The sequence below is a fragment of the Streptomyces sp. NPDC007189 genome, assembly GCF_040703635.1.
GTDB lineage: Bacteria > Actinomycetota > Actinomycetes > Streptomycetales > Streptomycetaceae > Streptomyces.
In genome coordinates, this window is sequence record NZ_JBEYEY010000001.1 from 569,975 (window position 1) to 594,253 (window position 24,279).

Consider the following 24,279-nt stretch of genomic DNA (forward strand, 5'->3'; position numbering starts at 1 on the left):
CACAGCCCACCATGCAACACCCCCGTACGGCACAGCGCCAGGCGTCTCAGCCCTCGGCGATCTCGCGCACCTCGCAGGTCACGGTCCAGTACTCCTCATGTGTCTTCAGGAACCGCTTGGTCCACTCCAGGGCCTCGTCCATGTCCTTGCACTGCATGAGGGCGTAGCCGCCGACGACCTCCTTGGACTCGGTGAACGGCCCGTCCGTGACGGTGAGGTCGCCGCCCTCCCAGCGCACCCGCTTGCCCTGGCTCTGCGGGGTGAGCCCGGCGGTGTCGAGCATGACGCCGGCCTTGGTGATCTCCTCGATGAGCGCCCCCATGCGCTGCATCAGCTCGGGGCTGGGGCCCTCGGGGGGCGCGGTGGTCTCGTCGACGCGCACCATCGACAGGTAGCGGGGCATGGTGACTCCTTCGGCCGGGGCGGCGGGGCCTGTCCCCGCCGCTCACCCATGCGTCGAACGGCAGGGGCCCCGGATCGACACGCTCACCGGATTTTTTTCCGCCGTCCGGGATCACTTCGGCTCGGACCCGAATCCCGCCTTCGTCTACGGCGCCCCGACCGCCTTGCCGCCGAAGACCAGGGCCGCGTCCGTGACCAGCCCCGTGGGCCGCCCGCGCAGGCACCGGACCGCGCTGTTGCCGCCGCTGGCGCCCTCGGCGTCACCGTTGTCGTACGGCGACTCGTCACCGCAGCAGACCCGCGGCCGCGGTGAGGGTTGTGCCGTCAGCGCAGGGACGCCCACAGTTCGCGCGCCGCCGGATCCTCGGCGATCACCCGGTTGTGGTCGGACGGGGCGGTGACGACCGGCATCATCACCGTCCGCACCCGGTCGGCGCTCAGACCCTTCAGGCTCTGCCCGAGCCGCATCAGCTCGCTCAGCGAGTCCAGACCGGTGTCGGTGGTGAGCCCGGAGGTGACCGCGTCGGCGACCCGGTACAGCCGGGCCGGGTCGGTGAGCAGCCGGGTGCTGCTCATCTGCTCCAGCAGGTCCTTCACCAGCATCTGCTGCAGCCCTATGCGGCCGAGGTCGCTGCCGTCGCCTATGCCGTGCCGGGTGCGGGCGAGCGCGAGGGCCTGCTTGCCGTCGAGGTGGTGGGCGCCCGCCTTCAGGTGCAGATGGCTCTGGTCGTCGTCGATGTCCTGCGAGGTGGTGACGTCGACCCCGCCGAGCGCGTCGACCAGTTTCGCGAAGCCGGAGAAGTCGATCTCGAGGTAGTGGTCCATGCGGATGTGCGTGATCGACTCGACGGTCTTCACCGCGCACACCGGACCGCCCACCGCGTAGGCGCTGTTGAACATCGCGCCGTACGCCACCGCCGTCGAGCCGCCGGAGGCGAGCGGGCAGGACGGGCGGGTGACGAGGGTGTCGCGCGGGATGCTGACCACGGTGGCCTTCGTACGGCCCGCGTCGAGGTGCACGACCATCGCCGTGTCCGAGCGGGCGCCGGAGCTGTCGCCGCCGCCCAGCTCCTTGTTGGCCTTGCCGCTGCGCGAGTCAGAGCCGAGGACCAGGATGTTCAGGGAGCCGGTCGGCAGCGGGGCGGCGGCCGGGGCGCTCGCGGAGGGGGTGGTCTCCACCCGTGCGGGCCGGTCGCTGCCGAGCGCGCTGTCGATGTCGACGCTCTTGATGTTGTGGTTCAGATGCCAGTACGCCCAGCCCACCACGGCCGTGCCCAGCACCAGGGCGCCCGCCAGGGTGAGGCCGGCGATCCTCAGCGCTCCCGACCGCCGGCCCACCGGTCTGCCCGCTTCGCCCTGCTCCTCGTCGTGCTCCATGTGTCGCGTCACGCGAGGAACGTAAGTCCGAATTATTAGGGGACTGTTAGCGCAAGCGGCGAGATGGGGTTTTCTTCGGAAATTCTCATCCCGGGCACTGCGCCGGCGTCATCCGAGCGTGACCGTGGGCACCGGATTGCTGCCGCTGAAGGACCCGTTGAAGCCGAAGGTCACCGAACCGCCGTCCGGCACCGCCCCGTTGTACGCGGCGTTCGCGCAGGACACCGCCGTCCCGGACTGGGTGCAGGTGGCGTTCCAGGCCTGGGTGATCCGCTGGCCCGCGCCGAAGGTCCAGTTCACCTTCCACGACGCCAGCGAGACCCCGGAGCAGGAGATGGTGACCTGGCCGGTGAAGCCGGTGTCCCACTGGCTGCTCACCCCGTAGGCGGCGGTGCAGGCGCCGCTCGGGGGCGGGGTGGTGCCGCCGCCGCTGCCACTGCCGCCGAGCGCCTCCGCGATGCCGTAGTACGCCGGTTTCGGCTGGTAGTTCTCGTCGTACGGGGTGGCCGCGCCGTAACCGGGGAAGGTGCTCGGCACCCAGGAGTCGGCGTCGGTGAAGCCCCACACGGTGACGTTCACACAGCGGGTCACGGCGGCGCAGGCGGCCACGACCGACTTGAAGTCGGACTTCTGCTGCGCGAGTTCGGTCGCGTCGGCGGGCAGCTGCACGCGGACGTCCAGCTCGGTGATCGCCACGTCCACGCCGAGGTCGGCGAAGCGCTGGATGTTCTGCTGCAGGGTGCTCGGCACCTGGCCGAGGATCAGATGGGCCTGCAGGCCGACGCCGTCGATCGGGACGCCCTGCGCCTTGAGGGACTTGACCAGGTTGTACAGGGCGTCCGACTTCGCGTTCACGCCCTCGACGTTGTAGTCGTTGATGTACAGCTTGGCGTCGGGGTCGGCGGCGTGCGCCCAGGTCAGGGCGCTGGCGATGTAGCCGGAGCCGAGGCCGTTGTACCAGATCGAGGAGCGGTAGCTGCCGTCCTCGTTGAAGGGCTCGTTGACCACGTCCCAGGCGGTGATCTTGCCCTTGTAGCGGCCGACCTCGGTGCTGATGTGGTTCTGCAGCAGGCTGCCGAGCTGGGCGGAGGTCCAGCTGCCGTTCGTCAGCCAGCTCGGGTTCTGGCTGTGCCAGACCAGGGTGTGGCCGCGTACCTGCTGGTGGTGGGCCTGGGCGAAGGCCACGATCTGGTCGGCCTCGGTCCAGTTGAAGGTGCCCCGGGTGGGCTCGACGGACTCCCACTTCATGGCGTTGCCGGGGGTCAGCGAGCTGAACTGGGCGCCGGTGATGTCGCCGTAGGTGCCGGTGAGCTTGGAGCCGGTGACGGCGCTGCCGACGACCTTGCCCTGGGCGGCGGCGAGGTCGCGCAGCGGGGTGTCGGCGGCGTGCGCGGCGGGAGCGGTGAACAGCAGCGCGACACCGGTCAGCAGGGACGCGAGGGGTAAGCCGAGTCCGAGAGATCTCATGGCGGATGCCTCCGAAAGTTTCGGTTCGGTAACCGACTGACTTCGGAGGAGTGTGGGGGCGTCCACCCCACCCGTCAATACGTCAACTTCCGGCCACCGGCGTCACGCGGTCGCGGGCGCCGCCGTGCTGGACCGCACCACCAGGCTGGTCGCCAGCTCCATGCGGGTCGCGGCGCGCTCCTCCTGCTCGCGCCCCAGCTCCAGCACCAGCCGGGCGGCGGCCTCGGCCATCTCGGTCAGCGGCTGCCGTACGGTCGTCAGCGGCGGGCCGACCCAGCGGGCCACGGGCAGGTCGTCGAAGCCCACCACGCTGAGGTCCTCCGGGATGCGCAGGCCCAGCTCACGGGCGGCCTCGTACAGGCCGAGCGCCTGCAGGTCGTTGCCCGCGAACACGGCCGTCGGCCGGTCCGGGCGGCGCAGCAGCGTCAGGCCCAGGCGGTAGCCGGCGTCGTGGTGGAAGTCGCCGGCGACGATCAGCGAGGGGTCCACGGGCAGGCCGGCCGTCTCCAGCGCGGCGCGGTAGCCGTCGACACGGGCGCGGGCGCACATCATCCTCGACGGTCCGCTGATCGCACCGATCCGGGTGTGGCCGAGTTCCACCAGGTGCCGGGTGGCGGCGAGACCGCCCTGCCAGTTGGTGGCGCCGATGGAGGGCACGTCCGGGCCCGGGTCGCCGGCCGGGTCCATCACCACGAACGGGATGGAGCGGCTGGTCAGCAGCGCCCGCTGGGACTCGTCGAGTTCGGACAGCACCAGCACCACGCCGTGCGGACGGCGCGCGGCCACCTGGTCGGCCCAGGTGCGGCCCGGGGAGAGCCGGCCGGCCGACTCGGACAGCACCACGCTCAGCCCGGCGTCCCGGGCCACGTTCTCCACGCCCCGGATGACCTCCAGCGCCCAGGCGCTCTCCAGCTCGTGGAAGATCAGGTCGATCAGCGGGGAGCGGGAGGCCTCGGCGCGCCGGCGCCGGTAGCCGTGGACGCGCAGCAGCTCCTCGACCCGGGTGCGGGTCGCGGGGGCGACGTCGGCGCGGCCGTTGAGCACCTTCGAAACAGTCGGAGCCGACACCCCGGCCGCACGGGCGATCTCGGCGAGGGTCGCGGTCTGCGTCTCAGCGGACTTCGAAGGCTTCATGCCCGCGATCGTATCCCCACCCGTCCCCACGGCGAAGGCGCTCTTCCACCCACCCCCACCCGGAACATTCGGCAATCGCTGCGAAACCTTCGCCGGGCTCCTGCGGCTTCCCGCGCCGCACCGCGAAGAAACGGCAAAAAGCAACCCCTGGGCGGCGCGCGTTCAGGCCGCGCCAGGTGGCCCCTGGGAGGGTCGTGCCCCCGCCCTCCCCCACACAGGAGCACCCTTGACGACGCTCTCGACGACGAAGCCCGTGATGAAGAAGCTGCCCGAGGTCACCCTCGCGTTCTGGATCATGAAGATCGCGGCGACGACCCTGGGCGAGACGGCGGGCGACCTGTTCTCGCAGACCCTGAAGCTCGGGTACTTCCTCACCACGCTCGCCCTGTTCCTGGTCTTCGCGGTGACGCTGGTGGTCCAGCTGCGCTCCGCGCGCTACAACCCGTTCTTCTACTGGACCGTGATCCTGTCGACCTCCATGGCCGGCACCACCCTGTCCGACTTCATGAACCGGGACGCCGGCGCGCAGTACCTCTCGGGCGGCGCGACACGGCTTGGATGGGGCCCGCAGGGGCTCGGGCTCGGTTACCCGGAGGGCGCGGCGATCCTGGTCTCGGTCCTGCTGCTGATCTTCCTCGGCTGGAAGCTGAGCGGGATGACCTTCCGGATCACCGAGATCGTCACCTTCCGCGGCGAGGCCCTGTTCTGGTCGGCGATCCTGGTCTCCAACACCCTCGGCACCTCGATGGGCGACTTCCTCTCCGACAGCTCGGGCCTCGGCTACCTGGGCGGCGCGGCCCTGGTGACCGGCGCGCTGCTGGTCCTGCTCGCCCTGACGAAGGCCCCGGCGGTGCCGAACGTCCTGCTGTTCTGGATCGCGTTCGTGCTGACCCGCCCGCTCGGCGCCACGGCCGGCGACCTGCTGACCAAGCCGGCCGCCAAGGGCGGTCTGGACCTGGGTACGGCCGGCTCCTCGGCGGTGCTGCTCACGGTGCTGTTCGGCCTGATGGGGTACGCGCACCTGAAGGAACGGCGGGCGGCGGCCTGGGAGTTCGCCGGGCCCGGGGCGGAGGCGGTCCGGGCGCAGGAGGAGGTGCGCCGGTGACGCGAAGAACCCCGCTCCGGGAGTCCCGGGGCGGGGTTCTTCGTGCGGAGCGCCGGGCAGGCCTTGCACCTGCATCTCCCCGCAGGAAGCGGGGCGTCTTTCCTTGGACCACCAACGCACTGCGTCCGGGCCGTTTCCCGAGGTCCGGGTTCCGGCCGTTCGCTGTGTGATGATCATAGCCCAGTCCGGCCGCAGACCTCAACCTCCGCCGTCGGCCACCGCCTCGAACCGCCACCGGTGCACCGTCCGGGTCACCAACTCCGCGGCAGGATCGGGGAGTTCGGGGATCCCGGCGTCGTACGGCGCGTCCCACCACGTGATGACCAGCACCCGGTCCTGCGGGGCGCGGAAGGTCTCCCGGCGCAACGGCTCGGGGTTCAGGGGCTGTTCGCGCACCCAGGCGAGCAGTTCGGCGCCCCGGCCCTCGGCCGCCCGCGCCTCCCACATCAGCGCGACGGTCACGGGTACAGGTTCTCCTTGCTGACTTCGTGCACATGGTCGTGGTCGGCGGGCACATGCGGGTCGGTGACCGGCAGGGAGGAGTCGGCCGACAGGTCCCAGCCGGAGGCGGCCCGGTTCCGGGCGACCATCTCGGCGCCGAGCGCGGCCACCATCGCGCCGTTGTCCGTGCACAGCTTGGGGCGCGGGACGCGCAGCCGGATGCCGGCCTTCTCGCATCGCTCCTCGGCGAGCGCGCGCAGCCGGGAGTTGGCGGCGACGCCGCCGCCGATCATCAGGTGGTCGACGCCCTCGTCCTTGCAGGCGCGCACGGCCTTGCGGGTCAGCACGTCGACCACGGCCTCCTGGAAGGAGGCGGCCACGTCCCGGACCGGGACCTCCTCGCCGGCCGCGCGCCTGGCCTCGATCCAGCGGGCCACGGCCGTCTTCAGACCGGAGAAGGAGAAGTCGTAGGCGGGGTCGCGGGGGCCGGTCAGGCCGCGCGGGAAGGCGATCGCCTCCGGGTCTCCCTCGCGCGCGTACCGGTCGATGACCGGGCCGCCGGGGAAGCCCAGGTTCAGTACGCGGGCGATCTTGTCGAAGGCCTCGCCGGCCGCGTCGTCGATGGTCGAGCCCATCGGCCGTACGTCGGAGGTGATGTCCTCGGACAGCAGCAGGGAGGAGTGGCCGCCGGAGACCAGCAGGGCCATCGTCGGCTCCGGCAGCGGGCCGTGCTCCAGCTGGTCGACGCAGATGTGCGAGGCCAGGTGGTTGACGCCGTACAGGGGCTTGCCCAGGGCGTAGGCGTACGCCTTGGCGGCCGAGACGCCGACGAGCAGGGCGCCCGCGAGGCCGGGGCCCGCGGTGACCGCGATGCCGTCGAGGTCCCTGGCCGAGACGCCGGCCTCCTTCAGCGCGCGGTCGATGGTGGGGACCATCGCCTCCAGGTGCGCGCGGGAGGCCACCTCCGGCACGACGCCGCCGAAACGGGCGTGCTCGTCGACGCTGGAGGCGACGGCGTCCGCCAGCAGGGCGGTGCCGCGGACGATGCCGACGCCGGTCTCGTCGCAGGAGGTCTCGATGCCGAGGACGAGCGGTTCGTCAGCCATTGATCTCGGTTCCTTGTACAGATGAGGCGGGGTCGGTCAGGCGCATGACCAGGGCGTCCACATTGCCCGGCTGGTAGTAGCCGCGCCGGAAGCCGATCGGCTCGAAGCCGAAGCGCTCGTACAGCTTCTGGGCGCGGACGTTGTCCACCCGGCACTCGAGCATCACCTCGTGGCACTCGAACGCGGTCGCCGCGCGCAGCAGCTCGGCCAGCAGCCGTGCGCCGAGCCCGGTGCCCTGGTGGTCGCGGGCCACGGCGATGGTCTGGACGTCGCCCTGCTCACCGGCGGCGACCAGCCCGGCGTAGCCGACGATCCGGCCGCCGGTCTCGGCCACGACATAGCGCCGGGTCGCCTCGGCGCCCCGGGCGTGGGCCAGCTCGGACCAGAACATGCCCCGGGACCAGGCGTCCTCGGGGAACAGGTCCTTCTCCAGCTCAAGGACCGGGTCGATGTCCCACCAGCGCATCTCGCGCAGTCGTACGGTCACTTCGGGGTGACCACCTTGTAGTTCTTGGGGACCTGGGCGTCCGGCCGGCGCAGGTACAGCGGCCGGGGTGCGGGCAGCTCCTCGCCGGCGGCCAGCCTCTCGGCGGCGAGCGAGGCGAGGGCGGCGGCGGAGACGTGCTCGGGCTCGTGCGCGCTCGGGAACGTGTCGGGGTAGAGCAGTGCGCCCGCGCCGACCGCGGGCAGGCCCGCGACCCGCTCGGCGATGTCCGCGGGCCGGTCCACGGCCGGGTCGGTCAGCCGGGTCCGGGAGTCGGCGTACGTCGCCCAGTAGACCTCCTTGCGCCGGGCGTCGGTGGCCACCACGAAGGGGCCCTTCTCGATGTCGGCGGCGTAGGCGAGGCCGTCCAGCGTGCACAGGCCGTGCACGGACACGCCGAGCGCGAGGCCGAAGGTGTCGGCGGTCATCAGGCCGACGCGCAGCCCGGTGTAGGGGCCGGGGCCGATGCCGACGACGATGCCGGTGACGGCGTCCAGCCGGAGCCCGGCCTCGGCGAGCACGCGGTCCACGGCCGGCAGCAGCAGCTCTCCGTGCCGGCGCGCGTCCACCTGGCTCGACGAAGCGACGACGTCCGTGCCGTCGTGCAGCGCGACGGTGACGGCGGGTGTTGCGGTATCCAGAGCGAGCAAGAGCACGCGAACAGCCTACGGCGCTCGCGCCCCGGGCATCGCCGTCCCGGTCGTTCGATCACCGGCTGCTACGGTCTGTACGAAGTACGACATATCGCACGAGGCAGAGCGCAGGGCAGAGGTGGGCGCACGTGGCAGGGACCAGCTCGGGGATCGTGGCCGCCCTCACCGCTGCGGCCCTGGGAGCGGTCGGTTTCCTCGCCTACCAGGCCCAGGCGCACGTGCCGCCGGGCCTGGGCAGGCCCGGACCCGACGCGTCCGCCTCGGCGAGCGCCGCCGCGCGGGAGCGGCACAGCCCGGGCGCGGCGCCGGGCGGGACCGGTACGGGTGACCGGGTGGTGTACTCGCTGGACGACGACCGGGTCTGGCTGGTCCGGCGCGGGGATCTGGTGCAGCGCAGCTTCCGGGTCACGCCCGGCACGGTCGATCCGCTGCCGGGCGCCTACTGGGTCACGTCCCGCTCCAGCGCGGTCATCGGCACGGACGGGGTGCCGGTCGAGCACGTCGTGAGGTTCACCAGCGTGGGCGGGGTGGTGGTCGGGTTCAGCGCGGCGACCGCTTCGCGGCGGGCGGCCGGCTCCGCCGTGCGGACCGGGGGGATCCGGGAGACCCGGGCCGACGGGGACGCGATGTGGGGTTTCGCGACGGTCGGGGTGAAGGTGGTCGTGATCCGCTAGGCGGCGCGGGGGTGCGGTGCGGGGTCGTCGTCCGGCCGCGGTTCCGCGGCGGTGGCGAGTGCGTCGCCGTCGCGCGGCATCTCAGGGGGCTGAGGCGGCCGGGAGACCGCGTCCGCCGCCGCGCACGCCGCCAGCAGGTCGCGCATCGACACCTCAGGGCTACGGGGCTCGGGCATGGACGCCTCCTGAGGTGCGGAGCATGCGGTTAGGCACACCTAACCACTGGCTGGACACCATGTGACCACGCCCGCTGTCTGCCGCGCAACACCTTGCCGACGCCTTGTCGGAATCCTGGCGCTCAGGCCGTGAGCGTCTCCAGGCCCGCGTCCGCCCAGCGCCGTCCCACGCCCGTGAGGGTGACGTGCCGTACCTCGTCCGTGGTGTCTCCGACCGCGCGGTGGATGACGACCTGGAGCCGGTCCTCGGTCAGCTCCTCGACCTTTCCCTCGCCCCACTCCACGACGATCACCGAGTCGGGCAGACTGACGTCCAGGTCCAGGTCCTCCATCTCGTCCAGGCCGCCGCCGAGCCGGTAGGCGTCCACGTGGACCAGGGGCGGCCCGTCGCCGAGGGAGGGGTGCACCCGGGCGATCACGAAGGTCGGCGAGGTGACCGCGCCGCGCACGCCGAGCCCCTCGCCGAGCCCGCGGGTCAGCGTGGTCTTGCCCGCGCCGAGCTCACCGCTGAGCATCACCAGGTCGCCCGCGCGCAGCAGCTTGGCCAGCCTGCGGCCCAGTTCCCGCATCTGCTCGGGCGAGGTGATCGTCAGCCGGGTCTCAACGGGGTTCTGCGGTGCTGCTGGTGCTTCCATAGCCCACAACCGTAGCCCCTGCGGGCACCGCGCCCGCGCGGGTGAGCAGGTCGGCGAGGCGGTCGGTGACCACTTCCGGGTGCTCCAGCATCACCAGGTGCCCGGCGTCCGGGACGAGGACCAGTTCCGCGTCCGGGAGCAGGTCGGCCATGGCCTCGCTGTGCTCGCTGGGCGTGACCAGGTCCTGCACGCCGGCCAGCACCAGCACCGGTATGTCCTGGAAGCAGGCGAGCGCCTCGGTCTTGTCGTGGTCGGTGAAGGCAGGGTAGAACTCGGCGACCACGTCGATGGGCGTGGACTCGATCATCCGCTCCGCGAACCGCTCGACGGCCGGGTCGACGTCCCGCCCGGCGAACGAGTAGCGCTTGATGACCCCGGCGAACAGATCGGCGGTGGCCCGGCGCCCCTTCTCCACCAGCTCCGCCTGCTGCCCGAGCGCCTTCAGCACCCCGGGCAGGATCCGGCGCACCGCGTTGACGCCGGCCAGCGGCAGCCCGAAGTTGACCTCGCCGAGCCGGCCGGAGGAGGTGCCGACGAAGGCGGTGGCGACGACCCGGTCCCGGATCAGCTCGGGGTACTGGGCGGCCAGCGCCATCACGGTCATGCCGCCCATCGAGTGGCCGACCAGCACGATCGGCCCCTCCGGGACGGCGGCGTCGAGGACGGCCTTCAGATCGCGGCCGAGCTGGTCGATGCTGACCGGCACCCGGTCCCGGATCTGCGCCATGCCCCGCCCCGAGCGGCCGTGGCTGCGCTGGTCCCAGTGCACGGTGCGGACGACGCCGCGCAGGGCGGCGCGCTGGAAGTGCCAGGAGTCCTGGCTGAGGCAGTAGCCGTGGCAGAAGACGACGGTCACGGGCGCCGGGGCCTTGCGGCCGAACAGGCGGCGCCGGCGCGGGGAGACGTTCGGCCCCGGATCGGGATCGGCGTCGTCGACCTCGTAGTACAGCTCGGTGCCGTCGTCGGCGACCGCCTTGCCGGGGGTGCCGCGCAGGGTGCCGTACGGGCCCGCGGAGTCCAGCGCCAGCCGGGCCTTCCTGCGCATGTCGCGGCCCACCGTCATCCGCTCCAGGGCGACACCGGCCGCGGCGCCCGCGGCGAGCACGCCTATCGCGGCGCCGGCGAGGCCGGTCGCCCTGCGCCAGCTCCCGGCCGCCCCCGCGGCGGAGACGGCGGCCGCCGAGGCGACGGCTTCCGCCACGGCCTCCGCGCTGCTCTCGCTCACGTACCGCTCCTCTTCGACGTACTCCAGTTCGGTCATCGCTGCGACCGATGGTGCCCGTGCCGCAGCCGCAACAGGTATGACCGGTGTTACACGTGATACGGCTCGCGTTCGGCGAACGGTTGCCCGAGTACTCGGTTACCCGAGTTCTTGCCCGTTCACATAGACGCGGGGAACGCGCGTGCCGATCCGTGTGACGATTTCGTACGCGATCGTGCCGCAGGCCTGCGCCCAGTCCTCGGCGGTGGGCTCGCCGCGGTCGCCGGGCCCGAACAGCACGGCCTCGCTGCCGACCGGGGGCTCGTCGCCGCCGAGGTCCACCACGAACTGGTCCATGGCCACCCGCCCGGCGACCGTGCGCCACTTGCCGGCGACCAGCACGGGGCCGGTGCCGGAGGCGTGCCGGGGAATGCCGTCCGCGTAGCCGACGGGCACCAGGCCGAGGGTGGTCTCGCCGGGCGTGACGTAGTGGTGGCCGTAGCTGATGCCGTGTCCGCCGGGGACGTGCTTGACCAGGGCCAGCGAGGCGGACAGCGTCATCACCGGGCGCAGTCCGAAGTCGGCCGGAGTGCCCAGCTCCGGGCTGGGCGAGATGCCGTACGTCGCGATGCCGGTGCGCACCAGGTCGAAGTGGCTCTCGGGCAGGGTGAGCGCGGCGGGCGAGTTGGCGATGTGCCGCACCTCGGGGCGCAGGCCGTGCTCCTCGGCGTACGCCAGCATCTGGCGGAAGACGTCGAGCTGGGCGGCGATGGAGGGATGCCCCGGCTCGTCGGCGCAGGCGAAGTGCGACCACAGCCCGGTGACCTTCACCAGCCCCTCGGCCTCGGCGCGCAGGGACTCGGCGACCAGCTCGGCCCAGTCCGCCCCCGGCTGGCAGCCGTTGCGGCCCAGCCCGGTGTCGGCCTTGAGCTGCACGCGCGCGGTACGACCGGCCTCGCGGGCCGCCGCCACGGCCTCCCGCAGCGCCCACATCCCGCTCACCGACACGTCGATGCCGGCCTCGATCGCCTGCCGCCAGGGGCCGCCCGGCACCCACAGCCAGCACAGGATGCGGCCCGGCAGCCCTGCCGCGCGCAGCGCGAGGGCCTCCTCGGGCGTGGCCGTGCCGAGCCAGGTCGCGCCCGCCTCGAGGGCCGCGCGGGCGCACGGCACCGCGCCGTGGCCGTAGCCGTCGGACTTGACCACGGCCATCAGGGCCGCGCCGGACGTCCGGGCGCGCAGGGCACGCACATTGGCCCGCAGGGCGCCCAGGTCGATCTCGGCACGGGCACGCAACGGGGCGGTCGGCACAGTCGCAGTCTCACTCATCGCGCCCCAGTGTCTCATCAAGGCCCGCGCGGACTCCGGCCGCGGACTCGGACACCCGCCAGGCGACGGTGTGCCGCCCTCGCGGGTGCGGAGGGGGCGCACCGGGTGTGCCCTGTTCCGGCGTCGTGCCTCGTTCGGCCGGAGTCAGTGCCGTACGTCCCGCCACGCCTGCGGGATGCGGTCCGCCACGTCGTGTGCCCCCACCGGCGCCCCGTCCGAGGCGAACCGGCCGGCCAGGCCGTGCAGGTACGCCGCCGCGCTGCCCGCGTCCAGCGCCGGCAGGCCCGCCGCCAGCAGGGAGCCGCCGAGTCCTGACAGCACGTCACCGCTGCCGGCCGTGGCCAGCCAGGGCGTCCCGGTGGGGTTCACGCGTACGGCGCCGCCCCCGGCGTCGGCGATCAGCGTGGTGGAGCCCTTCAGCAGCACCGTCGCCCGGTACGCCGCCGCCAGTTCCCGCACCGCGGCCAGCCGGGCCTCCTCGACCTCCTCGCGGCGCACGCCCAGCAGCGCGGCCGCCTCCCCGGCGTGGGGGGTCATGAGCGTGGGCGCCCTGCGGCCGCGCACCGTGTCCCGCTCGGCCAGCCGCAGCCCGTCCGCGTCGAGCAGCACGGGCACGTCTGCCGCGAGCACCTCGGCCACGGTCCCCGCGTCGTCCCCGGCCCCCGGCCCGACCACCCAGGCCTGCACGCGCCCCGCCTTGGCCGGGCCCCGGTCGGACACCAGCGTCTCCGGGAAGCGGGCGAGCACCGCGTCCCCGGCGGGCCCGACGTACCGCACGGCGCCCGCACCGCCGCGCAGCGCCCCGGAGACGGCGAGGACGGCGGCGCCCGGATAGCGCGCGGACCCGGCGGCGATCCCGACGACCCCGCGCCGGTACTTGTCGCTCTCCGCGGCCGGCGCCGGCAACAGCCGTGCCACGTCGGCGTGTTGCAGGGCCCGCAGCGCGGGCTCGGCGGGCAGTTCGAGACCGATGTCGACGAGCCGCACGACCCCGGCGTACTCCCGCGCCGGATCGATCAGCAGCCCCGGCTTGTGGGTGCCGAAGGTGACGGTGAGGTCGGCGCGGAGCGCGGCCCCGCGCACCTCGCCGGTGTCGGCGTCCACCCCGCTGGGCAGGTCCACGGCCACCACGGCGGCCCGGGACCGCTCGACGACCCTCGCCAGGGCCTCGGCGTCGGGCCGCAGCCCGCCCTTGCCGCCGATCCCCACGATCCCGTCCACGACGAGATCGGCCCGCTCGATCAGTTCCTCGGCGCCGGCCGCCTTGGCGACCGATCCCCCGGCCGCGCGCAGCGCCGCCAGTCCCCCGGCGTGCGCCCGCTCGGGCGTCAGGAGTACGGCCGTCACCCCGGCCCCGCGCCGGGCCAGCCGGGCACCGGCGTACAACGCGTCGCCGCCGTTGTCGCCGCTGCCGACCAGCAGCACCACCCGGCTGCCGTACACCCGCCCGAGCAGCCCGGCGCAGGCCGCGGCCAGCCCGGCCGCCGCCCGCTGCATCAGCGCACCCTCCGGCAGCCGCGCCATCAGGGCCCGTTCGGCCGCCCGCACCGTCTCCACGCCGTACGCACTCCGCATGGCACCGAGTCTGCCCCGGAACCGCCCTCTCCCACACCCGGGGCCGCTCAGCCCTCGGCGACCACCACGGCCGAGGCGACGCCCGCGTCATGGCTGAGGGACACATGCCAGGACCGCACGCCCAGCTCGGCGGCGCGGGCGGCCACGGTGCCGGTCACCCGCAGCCGGGGCTGCCCGCTGTCCTCGACGTACACCTCGGCGTCGGTCCAGTGCAGGCCGGGCGGTGCGCCGAGCGCCTTCGCCAGCGCCTCCTTGGCGGCGAACCGCGCCGCGAGCGAGGCGATCCCGCGCCGCCCACCGCTGGGCAGCAGCAACTCCCGCTCCAGGAACAGCCGTTCGGCCAGCCCGGGGGTCCGCTCCAGCGAGGCGCGGAACCGGTCGATCTCGGCGACGTCGATCCCCACTCCGATGATGCTCATGACCCGCAGCCTACGGTCAGGACCGCGTCCCGCCTGCTGGAATCCCCCGCTGGGCCGCGCGGGCGCCGTCTACGCTCCGCCCATGACATCCCAGGCCTACCTCTCCGACCTGTTCTCGCTCGACGGCCGCGTCGCCGTGGTGACCGGAGGCACCTCCGGCATCGGCCGGGCCATCGCCGGCGCGCTCGCCCGGGCGGGCGCGAGCGTGGTGGTCGTGGCCCGCACCAAGGAGCAACTGGAGCGGACCATAGGCGAGTTGACGGCCGACGGCTGCCGGGCCGGCTGGGTCGCGGCCGACCTGGGCACCCGCGACGGCGTGCACGCGGCGGCCGAGGAGGCGGCCGGCGTCTTCGGCGAGCCCGACATCCTCGTCAACTCCGCCGGGATCAACCTGCGTCCGCCGATGAGCGAGCTGGGCGAGGACGTCTGGGACGCCACCATGGACGTGAACCTTCGGGCGCCCTTCCTGCTGGGCCAGCGGTTCGGGCCCGGCATGGCCGAGCGCGGCTTCGGCCGGATCATCCACATCACCTCCCAGCAGGCCCACCGCGCCTTCGTGCAGAGCGGGGCGTACGGCGTCTCCAAGGGCGCGCTGGAGTCGCTGGCCCGCTCCCAGGCCGAGGCCTGGTCGCCGTACGGCGTCACCGTCAACACCCTCGTGCCGGGCTTCGTGATGACGCCGCTGAACGCCCGGCTGTCGTCCGACCCCGAGAAGGTGGCCGCCCTCGCCGCCCGCACGATGACCGGCCGCAACGGCCTCGCCGAGGACTTCGAAGGCGCGGCCGTCTTCCTCGCGAGCCGCGCCTCCGCCTACGTCACGGGCCAGTCCCTCTTCGTGGACGGCGGCTTCTCGGTGCACTGAGCCAGTGGCCGGGCTCTCCTACTCCACCGTCACCGACTTCGCCAGGTTCCGCGGCTGATCCACCTCGTTCCCCCTGGCGGCAGCCAGCTCGCACGCGAAGACCTGCATCGGCACCGTCGCCACCAGCGGCTGCAGCAGCGTCGGCGTGGCCGGGATGCGGATCAGGTGGTCGGCGTAGGGGACCACCGCGTCGTCGCCCTCCTCCGCGATCACGATCGTGCGCGCCCTGCGGGCCCGGATCTCCTGGATGTTGGAGACGATCTTGTCGTGCAGCACCGAGCGGCCGCGCGGCGACGGGACGACCACCACCACCGGCAGGTCCTCCTCGATCAGCGCGATCGGGCCGTGTTTCAGCTCGCCCGCCGCGAAGCCCTCGGCGTGCATGTAGGCGAGTTCCTTGAGCTTGAGCGCGCCTTCCAGCGCCACCGGGTAGCCCACGTGCCGGCCCAGGAACAGCACGGTGTTCTTCGACGCCAGCGTCCGGGCCAGCGCCCGCACCGGCTCCATGGTCTGAAGGACCCGCTCGACCTCGACCGAGATCCGGGACAGGTCCCTGATCACGACCTGGATCTCGTCGCCCCACTTGGTGCCGCGCACCTGGCCCAGGTACAGCGCCACCAGGTAACAGGCGACCAGCTGGGTCAGGAACGCCTTGGTCGAGGCGACGGCGACCTCCGGGCCGGCGTGCGTGTAGAGCACCGCGTCCGACTCGCGCGGGATCGTGGAGCCGTTGGTGTTGCAGATCGCCAGCACCTTGGAGCCCTGCTCGCGGGCGTGCCGGAGGGCCATCAGGGTGTCCATGGTCTCGCCGGACTGGGAGATGGCGATGACCAGGGAGCGGCCGTCCAGGATCGGGTCCCGGTAGCGGAACTCGCTGGCCAGCTCCACCTCGCACGGGATGCGCGTCCAGTGCTCGATGGCGTACTTGGCGATCAGGCCGGCGTGGAAGGCCGTACCGCACGCGACGATGACGACCTTGTCGATCTCCCGCAGCTCCGAGGGCGAGATGCGGACCTCGTCCAGGGTCAGCGAACCCGACGGGTCGATACGGCCCAGCAGGGTGTCGGCGACCGCCCGGGGCTGCTCGGCGATCTCCTTGAGCATGAAGTAGTCGTAGCCGCCCTTCTCGGCGGCGGCCGCGTCCCAGTCGACGTTGTAGGAGCGGACCTCGGCCGGCTGCCCGTCGAACCCGGTCACGCTCACGCCGTCGCGGCGCAGCTCCACCACCTGGTCCTGGCCCAGCTCGATCGCGGAGCGCGTGTGGGCGATGAACGCGGCGACGTCCGAGGCCAGGAACGCCTCGCCCTCGCCGACGCCGACCACCAGCGGCGAGTTCCGGCGCGCGCCGACGACCACGTCCGGCTCGTCGGCGTGCACCGCGACGAGCGTGAACGCGCCCTCCAGCCGCCGGCACACCAGCCGCATGGCCTCCGCGAGGTCCCCGCAGGAGGAGAACTCCTCGGCCAGCAGATGCGCGACGACCTCGGTGTCCGTCTCGGACGCCAGTTCGTGGCCGCGCTCGGCGAGTTCGGCCCGCAGCACCGCGAAGTTCTCGATGATGCCGTTGTGGACGACGGCGACCCGGCCCGCGTTGTCGAGATGCGGATGGGCATTGGCGTCGGTCGGCGCGCCGTGCGTGGCCCAGCGGGTGTGGCCGATGCCCGTCGAGCCGGCCGGCAGCGGCCGTTCGACCAGTTCCTTCTCCAGGTTGACCAGTTTCCCGGCCCTCTTCGCCGCGGCCAGCCCGCCGTCCGCCAGTACGGCGACGCCCGCCGAGTCGTAACCCCGGTACTCCAGTCGCTTCAGCCCGGCCATCACGACCTCGAGCGCCGACTGTGACCCTACGTATCCAACGATTCCGCACATGAGCGGCAGCCTACGGCGCGGGAACGGCCCGAACTGGCCGCCGCCTGCCCGAAATCGGAAATTCCCACCGTCGTACGAAGCCCATCCCGCGCCAGAACGGCCACCGGCGCCGACCAGACCAGCCCCGGACGTCACGCTCCGTACCGCCCGTACCGCCTCGTCGGGCGTGACGGAGCCCACCCGCCGTGCCGTTCAAACTCCGTTAACAATGAGATGTGATCTCACCGGTCTCCCCGATGCCCCGGAGCGCCCACCGGCACAGGCCGGAGGCGACTCCCTTCGTCGACCTCACCCGCGCCGAGTGGAGCGCGCTGCGCGACAAGACGCCGCTGCCGCTCACCGCCGAGGAGGTGGAGAAGCTGCGCGGCCTGGGCGACGTGATCGACCTGGACGAGGTGCGGGACGTCTATCTCCCGCTCTCCCGGCTCCTCAACCTCTACGTCGGCGCCACGGACGGGCTCAGAGGGGCCCTGAACACGTTCCTCGGGGAGAAGGGCTCCCAGTCCGGCACCCCGTTCGTGATAGGCGTCGCCGGCTCGGTGGCCGTCGGCAAGTCCACCGTGGCCCGGCTCCTGCAGGCCCTGCTCTCCCGCTGGCCGGAACACCCGCGCGTGGAACTGGTCACCACGGACGGCTTCCTGCTGCCCACCCGGGAGCTGGAGGCCCGCGGCCTGATGTCGCGGAAAGGTTTCCCCGAGTCGTACGACCGCCGCGCCCTCACCCGTTTCGTCGCCGACATCAAGGCGGGCAAGCACGAGGTCACGGCGCCCGTCTACTCCCACCTCATCTACGACATCGTCCCCGGCGAGAAGCTCACCGTGCGCCGCCCCGACATCCTGATCGTCGAGGGCCTGAACGTCCTCCAGCCCGCCCTGCCCGGCAAGGACGGCCGCACCCGGGTCGGCCTCGCCGACTACTTCGACTTCAGCGTGTACGTCGACGCGAGCGCCGAGGACATCGAGCACTGGTACCTCAGCCGCTTCAGGAAGCTGCGCCAGACGGCCTTCCAGAACCCCGACTCGTACTTCCGCAAGTACACCCAGGTGTCGGAGGAGGAGGCCCTCGACTACGCCCGCACGCTCTGGCGGACCATCAACAAGCCCAACCTGGTGGAGAACATCGCCCCCACCCGCGGCCGCGCCACCCTGGTGCTGCGCAAGGGCCCGGACCACAAGGTGCAGCGGCTGAGGCTGCGCAAGCTGTAGCCCGTCCGGTTGGATGGGCGGCATGCTGCATCTGCGCCTGATCACCCCGCCCGGCACGACCGACGAGGTGGTGCGGCTGATCGAGAAGACGGTCGGCACCACCCATCTCGTCGTGCTGCCGGGCGCCGCCCGCAACCCCGCCGGCGACGTCGTGCTGTGCGACGTGGCCCGGGAGGCGGGCGACGAACTCCTCACCTCGCTGCGCCGCCTGGGACTTGAGGAGACCGGGTCCATCGCGGTGGAGACCATCGACCTCTCCCTCTCCCGCCGCGCCGACAAGGCCGAGGAGGAGGCCCCGGGCGAGGGCGTGGACGCGGTGCTGTGGCAGGGCCTGGCCGACGCCACCCACGAGGAGTCGACGCTGTCGGTGACCTACCTGGCCTTCATCACGCTCGCCACGATGATCGCGGCCTGCGGTGTGGTCCTGGACAACGCCGTCCTGATCGTCGGCGCGATGGCGGTCGGCCCGGAGTTCGGCCCGCTGGCCGGCCTGTCCACGGCCCTGGTGCAGCGCCATCCCCGGCTCGCGCTGCGCTCACTGACCGCCCTGCTGGTGGGCTTCGCGGCGGCGATGGCGGTGACGGTCGGTTTCACCGTCCTCATGGACGCCCTCGGCCTGTTCCACCGGTGGCAGCTGGACGGCAAGCGGCCCAACACGGCGTTCGTGTACGCCCCGGACGCGTTCTCCTTCATCGTGGCCGTCCTCGCCGGCATCGCCGGCACCCTCTCCCTGACCTCCGCCAAGTCGGGCGCGCTGGTGGGCGTGGCCATCTCCGTCACCACGGTCCCGGCCGCCGCCAACGCGGCCGTCGCCCTCGCCTACGGCGACACCGCCCAGACCATCGGCTCGGCCGACCAACTCCTGCTCAACCTGCTCGGCATCATTCTGGCCGGCACCCTCACACTCCTCACCCAGAAGCGACTCTGGGCGAGACAGCGCGAAGGTACGGCACGTACGGAGGGCTGAGCCGCAGCGCGGTCCAGGGCCGCCGCGCGCCAAGCCCACCCCGGGGCGGACCGCAGCAGGCGTTGGTCGGAGCGTGGGTTAGCCCAGGGCCGACTTCACCGCGTCGGCCAGGCGGCCGGCCACGGCGTGGGCCTGTTCGATGTCGGCGGCCTCGACCATGACCCGGACCAGCGGCTCGGTGCCCGAGGGGCGCAGCAGCACCCGGCCGGTGTCGCCCAGCTCCCGCTCCGCCTCGGTGACCGCCGCCGCCAGCTCCGCCGACGTCTTCACCCGCGACCTGTCCACGTCCGGCACATTGATCAGCACCTGCGGCAGCCGCTCCATCACGGACGCCAGCTCCCGCAGCGTATGGCCGGTCTCGGCGACCCGCGCCGCCAGCAGCAGCCCGGTCAGCGTGCCGTCACCGGTGGTCGCGTGGTCGAGGATGATGACGTGCCCGGACTGCTCGCCGCCCAGGGCGAAGCCGTGCTCCTTCATCTCCTCCAGCACGTACCGGTCGCCGACGGCCGTCTGGACCAGCCGGATCCCGACCTTCTCCATCGCCAGCTTGAAGCCCAGATTGGACATCACGGTGGCGACGACGGTGTCGGCGCGCAGCGCGGAGCGTTCCCGCATGGCCAGCGCGAGGACGGAGAGGATCTGGTCGCCGTCGACCTCCTCGCCGGTGTGGTCCACGGCCAGACAGCGGTCGGCGTCGCCGTCGTGCGCGATGCCGAAGTCCGCGCCGTGCTCGACGACCGCGGCCTTCAGCTTCTCCAGATGGGTCGAGCCGCAGCCGTCGTTGATGTTGAGGCCGTCCGGCTCGGCGCCGATGGTGACGACCTGCGCGCCGGCCCGGGCGAACGCCTCCGGCGAGACCCCCGAGGCCGCACCGTGCGCTTCGTCCAGGACGACCTTCAGGCCGTCCAGCCGGTTGGGCAGCACCGAGAGCAGATGGCTGACGTACTGCTCGAAGCCCTCGTCGTAGGCGCGGATGCGGCCGACCCCGGCGCCCGTCGGGCGCTCCCAGGGCTCGCCGTGCCGGTGCGAGTCGTACACCGCCTCGATCCGGTCCTCCAGCTCGTCGGCGAGTTTGTGGCCGCCGCGGGCGAAGAACTTGATGCCGTTGTCCGGCATGGCGTTGTGGCTGGCGGAGAGCATGACGCCCAGGTCGGCGCCGAGCGCGCCGGTCAGATGGGCCACCGCCGGCGTCGGCAGCACGCCGACACGCAGGACGTCCACACCGGCACTGGCCAGGCCCGCGACCACGGCCGCCTCGAGGAACTCCCCGGACGCCCGCGGGTCCCGACCGACCACCGCCGTCGGCTTGTGGCCCTCGAAGGTGCCCGCCTCGGCCAGCACGTGCGCCGCCGCCACGGACAGCCCGAGCGCCATCTCGGCGGTCAGGTCCGCGTTGGCGACACCGCGCACGCCGTCCGTGCCGAAGAGTCGTCCCACTTGTCCTCCATCCGATCGCACAAGCTGTTCAGCGCCTGAGCGTCTTGTGTCGTTATACGCCCTCGAGCTGGGATAAACGAACGCCCCGACGGCACAGTGGCGTGCCGCCGGGGCGTTCGGAGTACGAGCAGGCAGCTGCTGATTAGCGCTTGCTGTACTGCGGGGCCTTGCGGGCCTTCTTCAGACCGGCCTTCTTCCGCTCGACCGCGCGGTCGTCGCGGCGCAGGAAGCCGGCCTTCTTCAGCGGGCCACGGTTGTTGTCGACGTCGGCCTCGTTCAGGGCGCGGGCGACACCGAGGCGCAGGGCGCCGGCCTGACCGGAGACACCGCCACCCGCGATGCGGGCGATGACGTCGTAACGGCCCTCGAGCTCGAGCACCTTGAAGGGCTCGTTGACTTCCTGCTGGTGCACCTTGTTCGGGAAGTAGTCCTCGAGAGTGCGACCGTTGATCTTCCACTTGCCGGTGCCCGGGACGATCCGGACACGGGCGATGGCGTTCTTGCGGCGGCCCAGGCCGGCGGCCGGCTGGGGCTCGCCGAAGCGGGAAGCGAGGGACTCCGAGGTGTACTCGCCCTCGACGGGGACCTCGGACTCGGTGGTGTAGCTCTCGATGTCGATCTCTTCGATCGGCTGCTCGGCAGTGGTCTCGGCCACGATTCTCCTCAGATTCTCTTCAGTCTTAGGGGGTGGCCGGACTTACTGCGCGACCTGGGTGATCTCGAACGGCACCGGCTGCTGGGCAGCGTGCGGGTGCTGGTCACCCTTGTAGACCTTCAGCTTCGAGAGCATCTGACGGCCCAGCGTGTTCTTGGGGAGCATGCCCTTGACGGCCTTCTCGATGGCCTTCTCCGGGTTCTTCTCCAGCAGCTCGTCGTAGCGGACGGAGCGCAGACCACCCGGGTAGCCGGAGTGGCGGTACGCCATCTTCTGGGTCCGCTTGTTGCCGGAGAGGTGCACCTTGTCGGCGTTGATGATGATGACGAAGTCACCAGCGTCGACGTGCGGCGCGTAGATCGGCTTGTGCTTGCCCCGGAGGAGGGTCGCTGCAGTGGTGGCGAGACGGCCCAGGACAACGTCCTGAGCGTCGATGACGTGCCACTGGCGCGTCACATCGCCGGGCTTGGGGCTGTACGTACGCACGGTTCGTAGCCTTCGCTTCGAGTGAATGGTCCTGAACAGGTCACCGAAACGATCACGACAGCCTTGACCCACGGCGGCGACGCAAACCGCGTGCGTGGGGTCGCTGGTCATCGGCCCGGTGGACCGGTGTAAGGGCCCGTCCCGTGAGAATGAGCAAGCCAATACACAACGAACAAGCAGGATACCGGCGTCCTCGGTGAGGGTCAAAACGAGCGAGCGGCGTGATGATCCGCGCCCCCCGTCTAAGATGCGCCCCATGAGTTACGGGCAGGGGGGACCCCAGTCTCAGTGGGATCCCTGGAAACCGCATTCCCAGCAGCAGTCCTGGAGCAGCGGCGGTGACGACGGGACCCCGGACTGGGCCGCGCTCGCGGAGGCCTCCGAGACCCGCAACAAGCGCCGCAGGCTGCTGTTCATCGGCGCCGGCGCCCTCGCCACGATAGCCGTCGGCACCGCCGTCGCCATGGCCGTCGTGTCCGCGAACAAGGACACCGGCGCGTCCGGCGGCCCCACCGGCCTGCCGGCCAGCGCCTCCGTGCCGAGCGGCTCGGCCACGCCGTCCTTCGCGCCGACCAGCGCCCCGCCGCCGCTGGACCCGCGGGACTTCATCGCCAGCGCCAAGAAGGACACCGCCCCGCTCAGCGCGGCCACGCTCTTCCCCGGCACCCAGCTGACCATGGGCGGAACCGTCTACAAGAAGGGCGCGACGGCCGACACGACGAACTGCGCCTCGGCCGCCGGCGGCACCCTGCCGAAGGTGCTCACCGCGAACGGCTGCACCCGTATGATCCGCGCCACCTACAGCAAGGACGGCATCGCGGTCACCGTCGGCGTCGCCGTCTTCGACACCCAGGCCCAGGCGACGAAGGCCAAGTCCCAGACGAACGACGACAGCATCGTCACCGCACTGCCCGGCAAGGGCGTCAAGCCCTTCTGCGACGGGGCCACGTGCCGCTCGACCCGCAACGCCGTCGGCCGCTACGCCTACTTCACGATCAGCGGTTTCACCAACGGCAAGAACGTGACCACCAAGGACACGAAGGTCTTCCGCACCGGCGACGACCTGCAGCAGTTCGCCTTCGACCAGATCTACCGCCGCGGCCAGGCCCAGGCGTCGGCGGCGGCCGACGGCTGACACCGTCCCCCGGCCCGCCGCCCTGGTGTGAGACGCTCCGGATGATCACCGGCCAGGGGGTACGGATGCGGATGCGTGGGCGGATCGGGCTGCTCGGAGCCGGTGCGGGGCTGGCCATGGGGGTCCCGGCGGCCCTGTGGGCCTGGGACCGGGCGGCCGGCGACAGCGGCCCGGTGACGGTCCCGGCCGATCTCACGCACCGGGATCCGCGGGCCACCCCCGCCGCCCGCCGGGTGTACGCGCTGCTGGCCGGCCTGGAGAACGACGCCCGCCGGGGCCGGCCGAGCCGGACGCTCATCGGACAGCACGTGGAGCTGCACAACGAGCGGTACAACGCGGCGTACGGCGACTACCGCGGCCTGAAGCAGCCGGGCTACTACTACCGCAAGGTCCGGGACATCACCGGCCGGCTGCCCGGTTTCGTCGAACTGGACCTGGGGCCCGGCTACGGCCACGAGGGCTGGGCGGTGGGCGAGGCCCGCTCCTATTCCCGCGCCTGGCCGAGCTGCCGCCCCTTCTGGGGGTACGCCGAGGACGCCGTGGACCTCGCGATGGGCGTGTGGGCGGGGCTGCCCCGGGCGGCCGACGGCTCCTACCGGCCGTCGGGGCGGCACGTCGACTGCCCGTCGGGCACCGAGACGGTCCTGCCGTCCAACGGCGGCGCCCCGGCGGGCATGGTCGGCTTCTCCTTCCACCAGCCGTACCCGGGCAGCACCGTCAAGGGCTTCGCGCAGACCCTGCACCGCAACTCGCCCGGCGCGAAGGATCCCGGCTGGTTCGGCCGGGTGGTCACCGAGGGCACCGTCGAGCACGCGGCCCTGCTGCACGACCTCGGCTACCTCGCCGACCACCTGGGCTACCTGGCCGGTCACGGCGTACCCGTGCTGCTGCGGCCGTACCACGAGATGAACACGCGTCCCGGCCACGGCTTCTGGTGGGGCGGGCAGCACCCGGAGGCGTACCACCGGCTGTGGCGGCTGACCCATGACTTCCTGGTGCACCGGCGCGGCCTGCACAACCTGGTCTTCGTCTGGGCCCCGAACTCCTGGGACGGCTCCTACGGCACACCGCCCGGCCCGTACTACCCGGGCGGCGCGTACGTGGACGTCGTGGGCGTCGACGACTACAGCGGCAGCCCGGCCCGGCCGTACGGCACCGGCGCCTGGACCGAGGTCTGGTACCGGGGACTGGAGCGGTTCGCCCGGCCCCGGATCGTCGCCGAGTCCTTCCACGTGCCGCTCAACGCCGACCAGCCCCGGACCCTGTCCCGCACGCCGTGGGTGCTGTGGACGGTGTGGGGTCAGGCGCTGACGTACGACAACGTCAGCGAGCCTCGGCACCGGAACACCCCGGCCGACGTGAAACGGACGTACGCCTCTCCCCTGGTGATCACCGCCGAGGAGTGGCGTTCGCTCCCCCATGACCCGCTTGGTTAATTTTTAAACACATACTGCTCACACTGTTTCCGTACCGCGCACATACGTGTAA

26 protein-coding genes are annotated in these 24,279 nt (G+C 72.3%); 7 read left to right on the plus strand and 19 right to left on the minus strand.

Translation table 11 applies throughout. The features are described 5' to 3' along the window. Positions 1 to 46: 46 nt before the first annotated feature. The 5 genes from AB0950_RS02570 to AB0950_RS02590 form a co-directional block, all read right to left on the minus strand. Positions 47 to 403, minus strand: coding sequence for a YciI family protein (locus AB0950_RS02570; protein WP_366777623.1), 357 nt, complete (start codon positions 401 to 403; stop codon positions 47 to 49). Between the two features lie 144 nt (positions 404 to 547). After that, entirely contained in the window at positions 548 to 745 is a 198-nt protein-coding gene (locus AB0950_RS02575; protein WP_360149511.1) for a hypothetical protein, read from the minus strand. After that, complete coding sequence (locus tag AB0950_RS02580) at positions 727 to 1,779, minus strand: LCP family protein (RefSeq protein WP_360149828.1); 1,053 nt, start codon at positions 1,777 to 1,779, stop codon at positions 727 to 729. Before AB0950_RS02580 ends, AB0950_RS02575 begins: the two co-directional genes overlap by 19 nt. Positions 1,780 to 1,887: 108 nt before the next feature. Further along, positions 1,888 to 3,246 (minus strand): endo-1,4-beta-xylanase, encoded by a 1,359-nt coding sequence (locus AB0950_RS02585; RefSeq protein ID WP_366777624.1) that lies wholly within the window; start codon positions 3,244 to 3,246, stop codon positions 1,888 to 1,890. A 102-nt stretch (positions 3,247 to 3,348) separates the two neighbouring features. Next, entirely contained in the window at positions 3,349 to 4,380 is a 1,032-nt protein-coding gene (locus AB0950_RS02590; protein WP_361980692.1) for a LacI family DNA-binding transcriptional regulator, read from the minus strand. Positions 4,381 to 4,606: 226 nt separating this feature from the next. Between AB0950_RS02590 and AB0950_RS02595 the strand changes: the two genes are divergently transcribed. Next, a complete protein-coding gene (locus AB0950_RS02595) occupies positions 4,607 to 5,485 on the plus strand; it encodes a hypothetical protein (RefSeq protein ID WP_360574630.1) in 879 nt (292 codons plus the stop codon). Positions 5,486 to 5,683: 198 nt separating this feature from the next. On the opposite strand, the gene AB0950_RS02600 is transcribed toward AB0950_RS02595, so the two are convergent. From AB0950_RS02600 to tsaB, 4 genes are read right to left on the minus strand one after another with little or no spacing between them, the layout of a single operon-like run. Beyond that, positions 5,684 to 5,947 carry a hypothetical protein gene (locus tag AB0950_RS02600; RefSeq protein ID WP_366777625.1) on the minus strand — a complete coding sequence of 88 codons (264 nt, stop codon included), beginning with the start codon at positions 5,945 to 5,947 and terminating at the stop codon, positions 5,684 to 5,686. Beyond that, complete coding sequence (gene tsaD, locus AB0950_RS02605; RefSeq protein WP_366777626.1) at positions 5,944 to 7,032, minus strand: tRNA (adenosine(37)-N6)-threonylcarbamoyltransferase complex transferase subunit TsaD; 1,089 nt, start codon at positions 7,030 to 7,032, stop codon at positions 5,944 to 5,946. The genes AB0950_RS02600 and tsaD overlap by 4 nt, the downstream gene beginning before the upstream one ends. Next, entirely contained in the window at positions 7,025 to 7,498 is a 474-nt protein-coding gene (rimI, locus tag AB0950_RS02610) for a ribosomal protein S18-alanine N-acetyltransferase (protein WP_330342834.1), read from the minus strand. Before rimI ends, tsaD begins: the two co-directional genes overlap by 8 nt. Before the next feature lie 17 nt (positions 7,499 to 7,515). Beyond that, complete coding sequence (gene tsaB, locus AB0950_RS02615) at positions 7,516 to 8,172, minus strand: tRNA (adenosine(37)-N6)-threonylcarbamoyltransferase complex dimerization subunit type 1 TsaB (protein WP_366777627.1); 657 nt, start codon at positions 8,170 to 8,172, stop codon at positions 7,516 to 7,518. Positions 8,173 to 8,297: 125 nt separating this feature from the next. Here tsaB and AB0950_RS02620 point away from each other — a divergent pair, with 125 nt between their 5' ends. After that, a complete protein-coding gene (locus AB0950_RS02620; protein ID WP_360149532.1) occupies positions 8,298 to 8,843 on the plus strand; it encodes a hypothetical protein in 546 nt (181 codons plus the stop codon). On the opposite strand, the gene AB0950_RS02625 is transcribed toward AB0950_RS02620, so the two are convergent. From AB0950_RS02625 to AB0950_RS02650, 6 genes are all read right to left on the minus strand, one after another. Then, a complete protein-coding gene (locus tag AB0950_RS02625; RefSeq protein WP_366777628.1) occupies positions 8,840 to 9,019 on the minus strand; it encodes a hypothetical protein in 180 nt (59 codons plus the stop codon). The two genes, AB0950_RS02620 and AB0950_RS02625, sit on opposite strands and share 4 nt — an antisense overlap. A 122-nt stretch (positions 9,020 to 9,141) precedes the next feature. Next, positions 9,142 to 9,654: a tRNA (adenosine(37)-N6)-threonylcarbamoyltransferase complex ATPase subunit type 1 TsaE gene (tsaE, locus tag AB0950_RS02630; RefSeq protein ID WP_360149538.1), complete on the minus strand. Its 513-nt coding sequence runs from the start codon at positions 9,652 to 9,654 to the stop codon at positions 9,142 to 9,144. Continuing rightward, a complete protein-coding gene (locus AB0950_RS02635; RefSeq protein ID WP_360149833.1) occupies positions 9,620 to 10,879 on the minus strand; it encodes an alpha/beta hydrolase in 1,260 nt (419 codons plus the stop codon). The genes tsaE and AB0950_RS02635 overlap by 35 nt, the downstream gene beginning before the upstream one ends. 135 nt (positions 10,880 to 11,014) lie before the next feature. Further along, positions 11,015 to 12,184 carry an alanine racemase gene (gene alr / locus AB0950_RS02640; RefSeq protein ID WP_360149541.1) on the minus strand — a complete coding sequence of 390 codons (1,170 nt, stop codon included), beginning with the start codon at positions 12,182 to 12,184 and terminating at the stop codon, positions 11,015 to 11,017. A gap of 144 nt (positions 12,185 to 12,328) precedes the next feature. Further along, on the minus strand, positions 12,329 to 13,759 hold the full coding sequence (locus tag AB0950_RS02645) for an NAD(P)H-hydrate dehydratase (protein WP_360149544.1): 1,431 nt from the start codon (positions 13,757 to 13,759) through the stop codon (positions 12,329 to 12,331). Between the two features lie 47 nt (positions 13,760 to 13,806). Next, positions 13,807 to 14,178 carry a holo-ACP synthase gene (locus AB0950_RS02650; RefSeq protein WP_360149547.1) on the minus strand — a complete coding sequence of 124 codons (372 nt, stop codon included), beginning with the start codon at positions 14,176 to 14,178 and terminating at the stop codon, positions 13,807 to 13,809. An 82-nt stretch (positions 14,179 to 14,260) separates the two neighbouring features. Between AB0950_RS02650 and AB0950_RS02655 the strand changes: the two genes are divergently transcribed. Beyond that, positions 14,261 to 15,040, plus strand: coding sequence for an SDR family oxidoreductase (locus AB0950_RS02655; protein ID WP_366777629.1), 780 nt, complete (start codon positions 14,261 to 14,263; stop codon positions 15,038 to 15,040). Between the two features lie 18 nt (positions 15,041 to 15,058). Here AB0950_RS02655 and glmS read toward each other — a convergent pair whose 3' ends face one another. Continuing rightward, on the minus strand, positions 15,059 to 16,906 hold the full coding sequence (gene glmS / locus AB0950_RS02660; protein ID WP_366777630.1) for a glutamine--fructose-6-phosphate transaminase (isomerizing): 1,848 nt from the start codon (positions 16,904 to 16,906) through the stop codon (positions 15,059 to 15,061). A 236-nt stretch (positions 16,907 to 17,142) separates the two neighbouring features. Between glmS and coaA the strand changes: the two genes are divergently transcribed. Both coaA and AB0950_RS02670 read left to right on the plus strand, forming a co-directional pair. Beyond that, positions 17,143 to 18,111, plus strand: a complete 969-nt coding sequence (coaA, locus tag AB0950_RS02665) for a type I pantothenate kinase (RefSeq protein ID WP_360149836.1) — start codon at positions 17,143 to 17,145, stop codon at positions 18,109 to 18,111. 22 nt (positions 18,112 to 18,133) lie between these two features. Continuing rightward, positions 18,134 to 19,078, plus strand: coding sequence for a DUF389 domain-containing protein (locus tag AB0950_RS02670; protein WP_366777631.1), 945 nt, complete (start codon positions 18,134 to 18,136; stop codon positions 19,076 to 19,078). Positions 19,079 to 19,156: 78 nt separating this feature from the next. Here the strand turns inward: AB0950_RS02670 and glmM are convergent, their stop codons facing one another. The 3 genes from glmM to rplM form a co-directional block, all read right to left on the minus strand. Then, positions 19,157 to 20,515, minus strand: a complete 1,359-nt coding sequence (gene glmM, locus AB0950_RS02675) for a phosphoglucosamine mutase (protein WP_366777633.1) — start codon at positions 20,513 to 20,515, stop codon at positions 19,157 to 19,159. Between the two features lie 142 nt (positions 20,516 to 20,657). Beyond that, the gene (gene rpsI / locus AB0950_RS02680; protein ID WP_145879486.1) at positions 20,658 to 21,170 is read right to left on the minus strand and encodes a 30S ribosomal protein S9; all 513 of its coding nucleotides are present in this window, start codon (positions 21,168 to 21,170) and stop codon (positions 20,658 to 20,660) included. Between the two features lie 42 nt (positions 21,171 to 21,212). Then, positions 21,213 to 21,656 (minus strand): 50S ribosomal protein L13, encoded by a 444-nt coding sequence (rplM, locus tag AB0950_RS02685; RefSeq protein WP_110629836.1) that lies wholly within the window; start codon positions 21,654 to 21,656, stop codon positions 21,213 to 21,215. Between the two features lie 256 nt (positions 21,657 to 21,912). Here rplM and AB0950_RS02690 point away from each other — a divergent pair, with 256 nt between their 5' ends. Then, a complete protein-coding gene (locus tag AB0950_RS02690; RefSeq protein WP_360149567.1) occupies positions 21,913 to 22,791 on the plus strand; it encodes a hypothetical protein in 879 nt (292 codons plus the stop codon). A gap of 65 nt (positions 22,792 to 22,856) precedes the next feature. Beyond that, entirely contained in the window at positions 22,857 to 24,227 is a 1,371-nt protein-coding gene (locus tag AB0950_RS02695; RefSeq protein WP_366777634.1) for a glycosyl hydrolase, read from the plus strand. The last annotated feature ends 52 nt before the right edge of the window (positions 24,228 to 24,279 follow it).

What these genes read in the sequence shown, in the direction of transcription:
- AB0950_RS02570 (WP_366777623.1), bottom strand. Translation starts at nt 403, where the DNA reads ATGCCCCGCTACCTGTCGATGGTGCGCGTCGACGAGACCACCGCGCCC.
- AB0950_RS02580 (WP_360149828.1), bottom strand. Translation starts at nt 1,779, where the DNA reads ATGGAGCACGACGAGGAGCAGGGCGAAGCGGGCAGACCGGTGGGCCGG.
- AB0950_RS02585 (WP_366777624.1), bottom strand. Translation starts at nt 3,246, where the DNA reads ATGAGATCTCTCGGACTCGGCTTACCCCTCGCGTCCCTGCTGACCGGT.
- AB0950_RS02590 (WP_361980692.1), bottom strand. Translation starts at nt 4,380, where the DNA reads ATGAAGCCTTCGAAGTCCGCTGAGACGCAGACCGCGACCCTCGCCGAG.
- tsaD (WP_366777626.1), bottom strand. Translation starts at nt 7,032, where the DNA reads ATGGCTGACGAACCGCTCGTCCTCGGCATCGAGACCTCCTGCGACGAG.
- rimI (WP_330342834.1), bottom strand. Translation starts at nt 7,498, where the DNA reads ATGCGCTGGTGGGACATCGACCCGGTCCTTGAGCTGGAGAAGGACCTG.
- AB0950_RS02625 (WP_366777628.1), bottom strand. Translation starts at nt 9,019, where the DNA reads ATGCCCGAGCCCCGTAGCCCTGAGGTGTCGATGCGCGACCTGCTGGCG.
- tsaE (WP_360149538.1), bottom strand. Translation starts at nt 9,654, where the DNA reads ATGGAAGCACCAGCAGCACCGCAGAACCCCGTTGAGACCCGGCTGACG.
- alr (WP_360149541.1), bottom strand. Translation starts at nt 12,184, where the DNA reads ATGAGTGAGACTGCGACTGTGCCGACCGCCCCGTTGCGTGCCCGTGCC.
- AB0950_RS02645 (WP_360149544.1), bottom strand. Translation starts at nt 13,759, where the DNA reads ATGCGGAGTGCGTACGGCGTGGAGACGGTGCGGGCGGCCGAACGGGCC.
- AB0950_RS02650 (WP_360149547.1), bottom strand. Translation starts at nt 14,178, where the DNA reads ATGAGCATCATCGGAGTGGGGATCGACGTCGCCGAGATCGACCGGTTC.
- AB0950_RS02655 (WP_366777629.1), top strand. Translation starts at nt 14,261, where the DNA reads ATGACATCCCAGGCCTACCTCTCCGACCTGTTCTCGCTCGACGGCCGC.
- glmS (WP_366777630.1), bottom strand. Translation starts at nt 16,906, where the DNA reads ATGTGCGGAATCGTTGGATACGTAGGGTCACAGTCGGCGCTCGAGGTC.
- coaA (WP_360149836.1), top strand. Translation starts at nt 17,143, where the DNA reads ATGCCCCGGAGCGCCCACCGGCACAGGCCGGAGGCGACTCCCTTCGTC.
- AB0950_RS02670 (WP_366777631.1), top strand. Translation starts at nt 18,134, where the DNA reads ATGCTGCATCTGCGCCTGATCACCCCGCCCGGCACGACCGACGAGGTG.
- AB0950_RS02690 (WP_360149567.1), top strand. Translation starts at nt 21,913, where the DNA reads ATGAGTTACGGGCAGGGGGGACCCCAGTCTCAGTGGGATCCCTGGAAA.
- AB0950_RS02695 (WP_366777634.1), top strand. Translation starts at nt 22,857, where the DNA reads ATGCGGATGCGTGGGCGGATCGGGCTGCTCGGAGCCGGTGCGGGGCTG.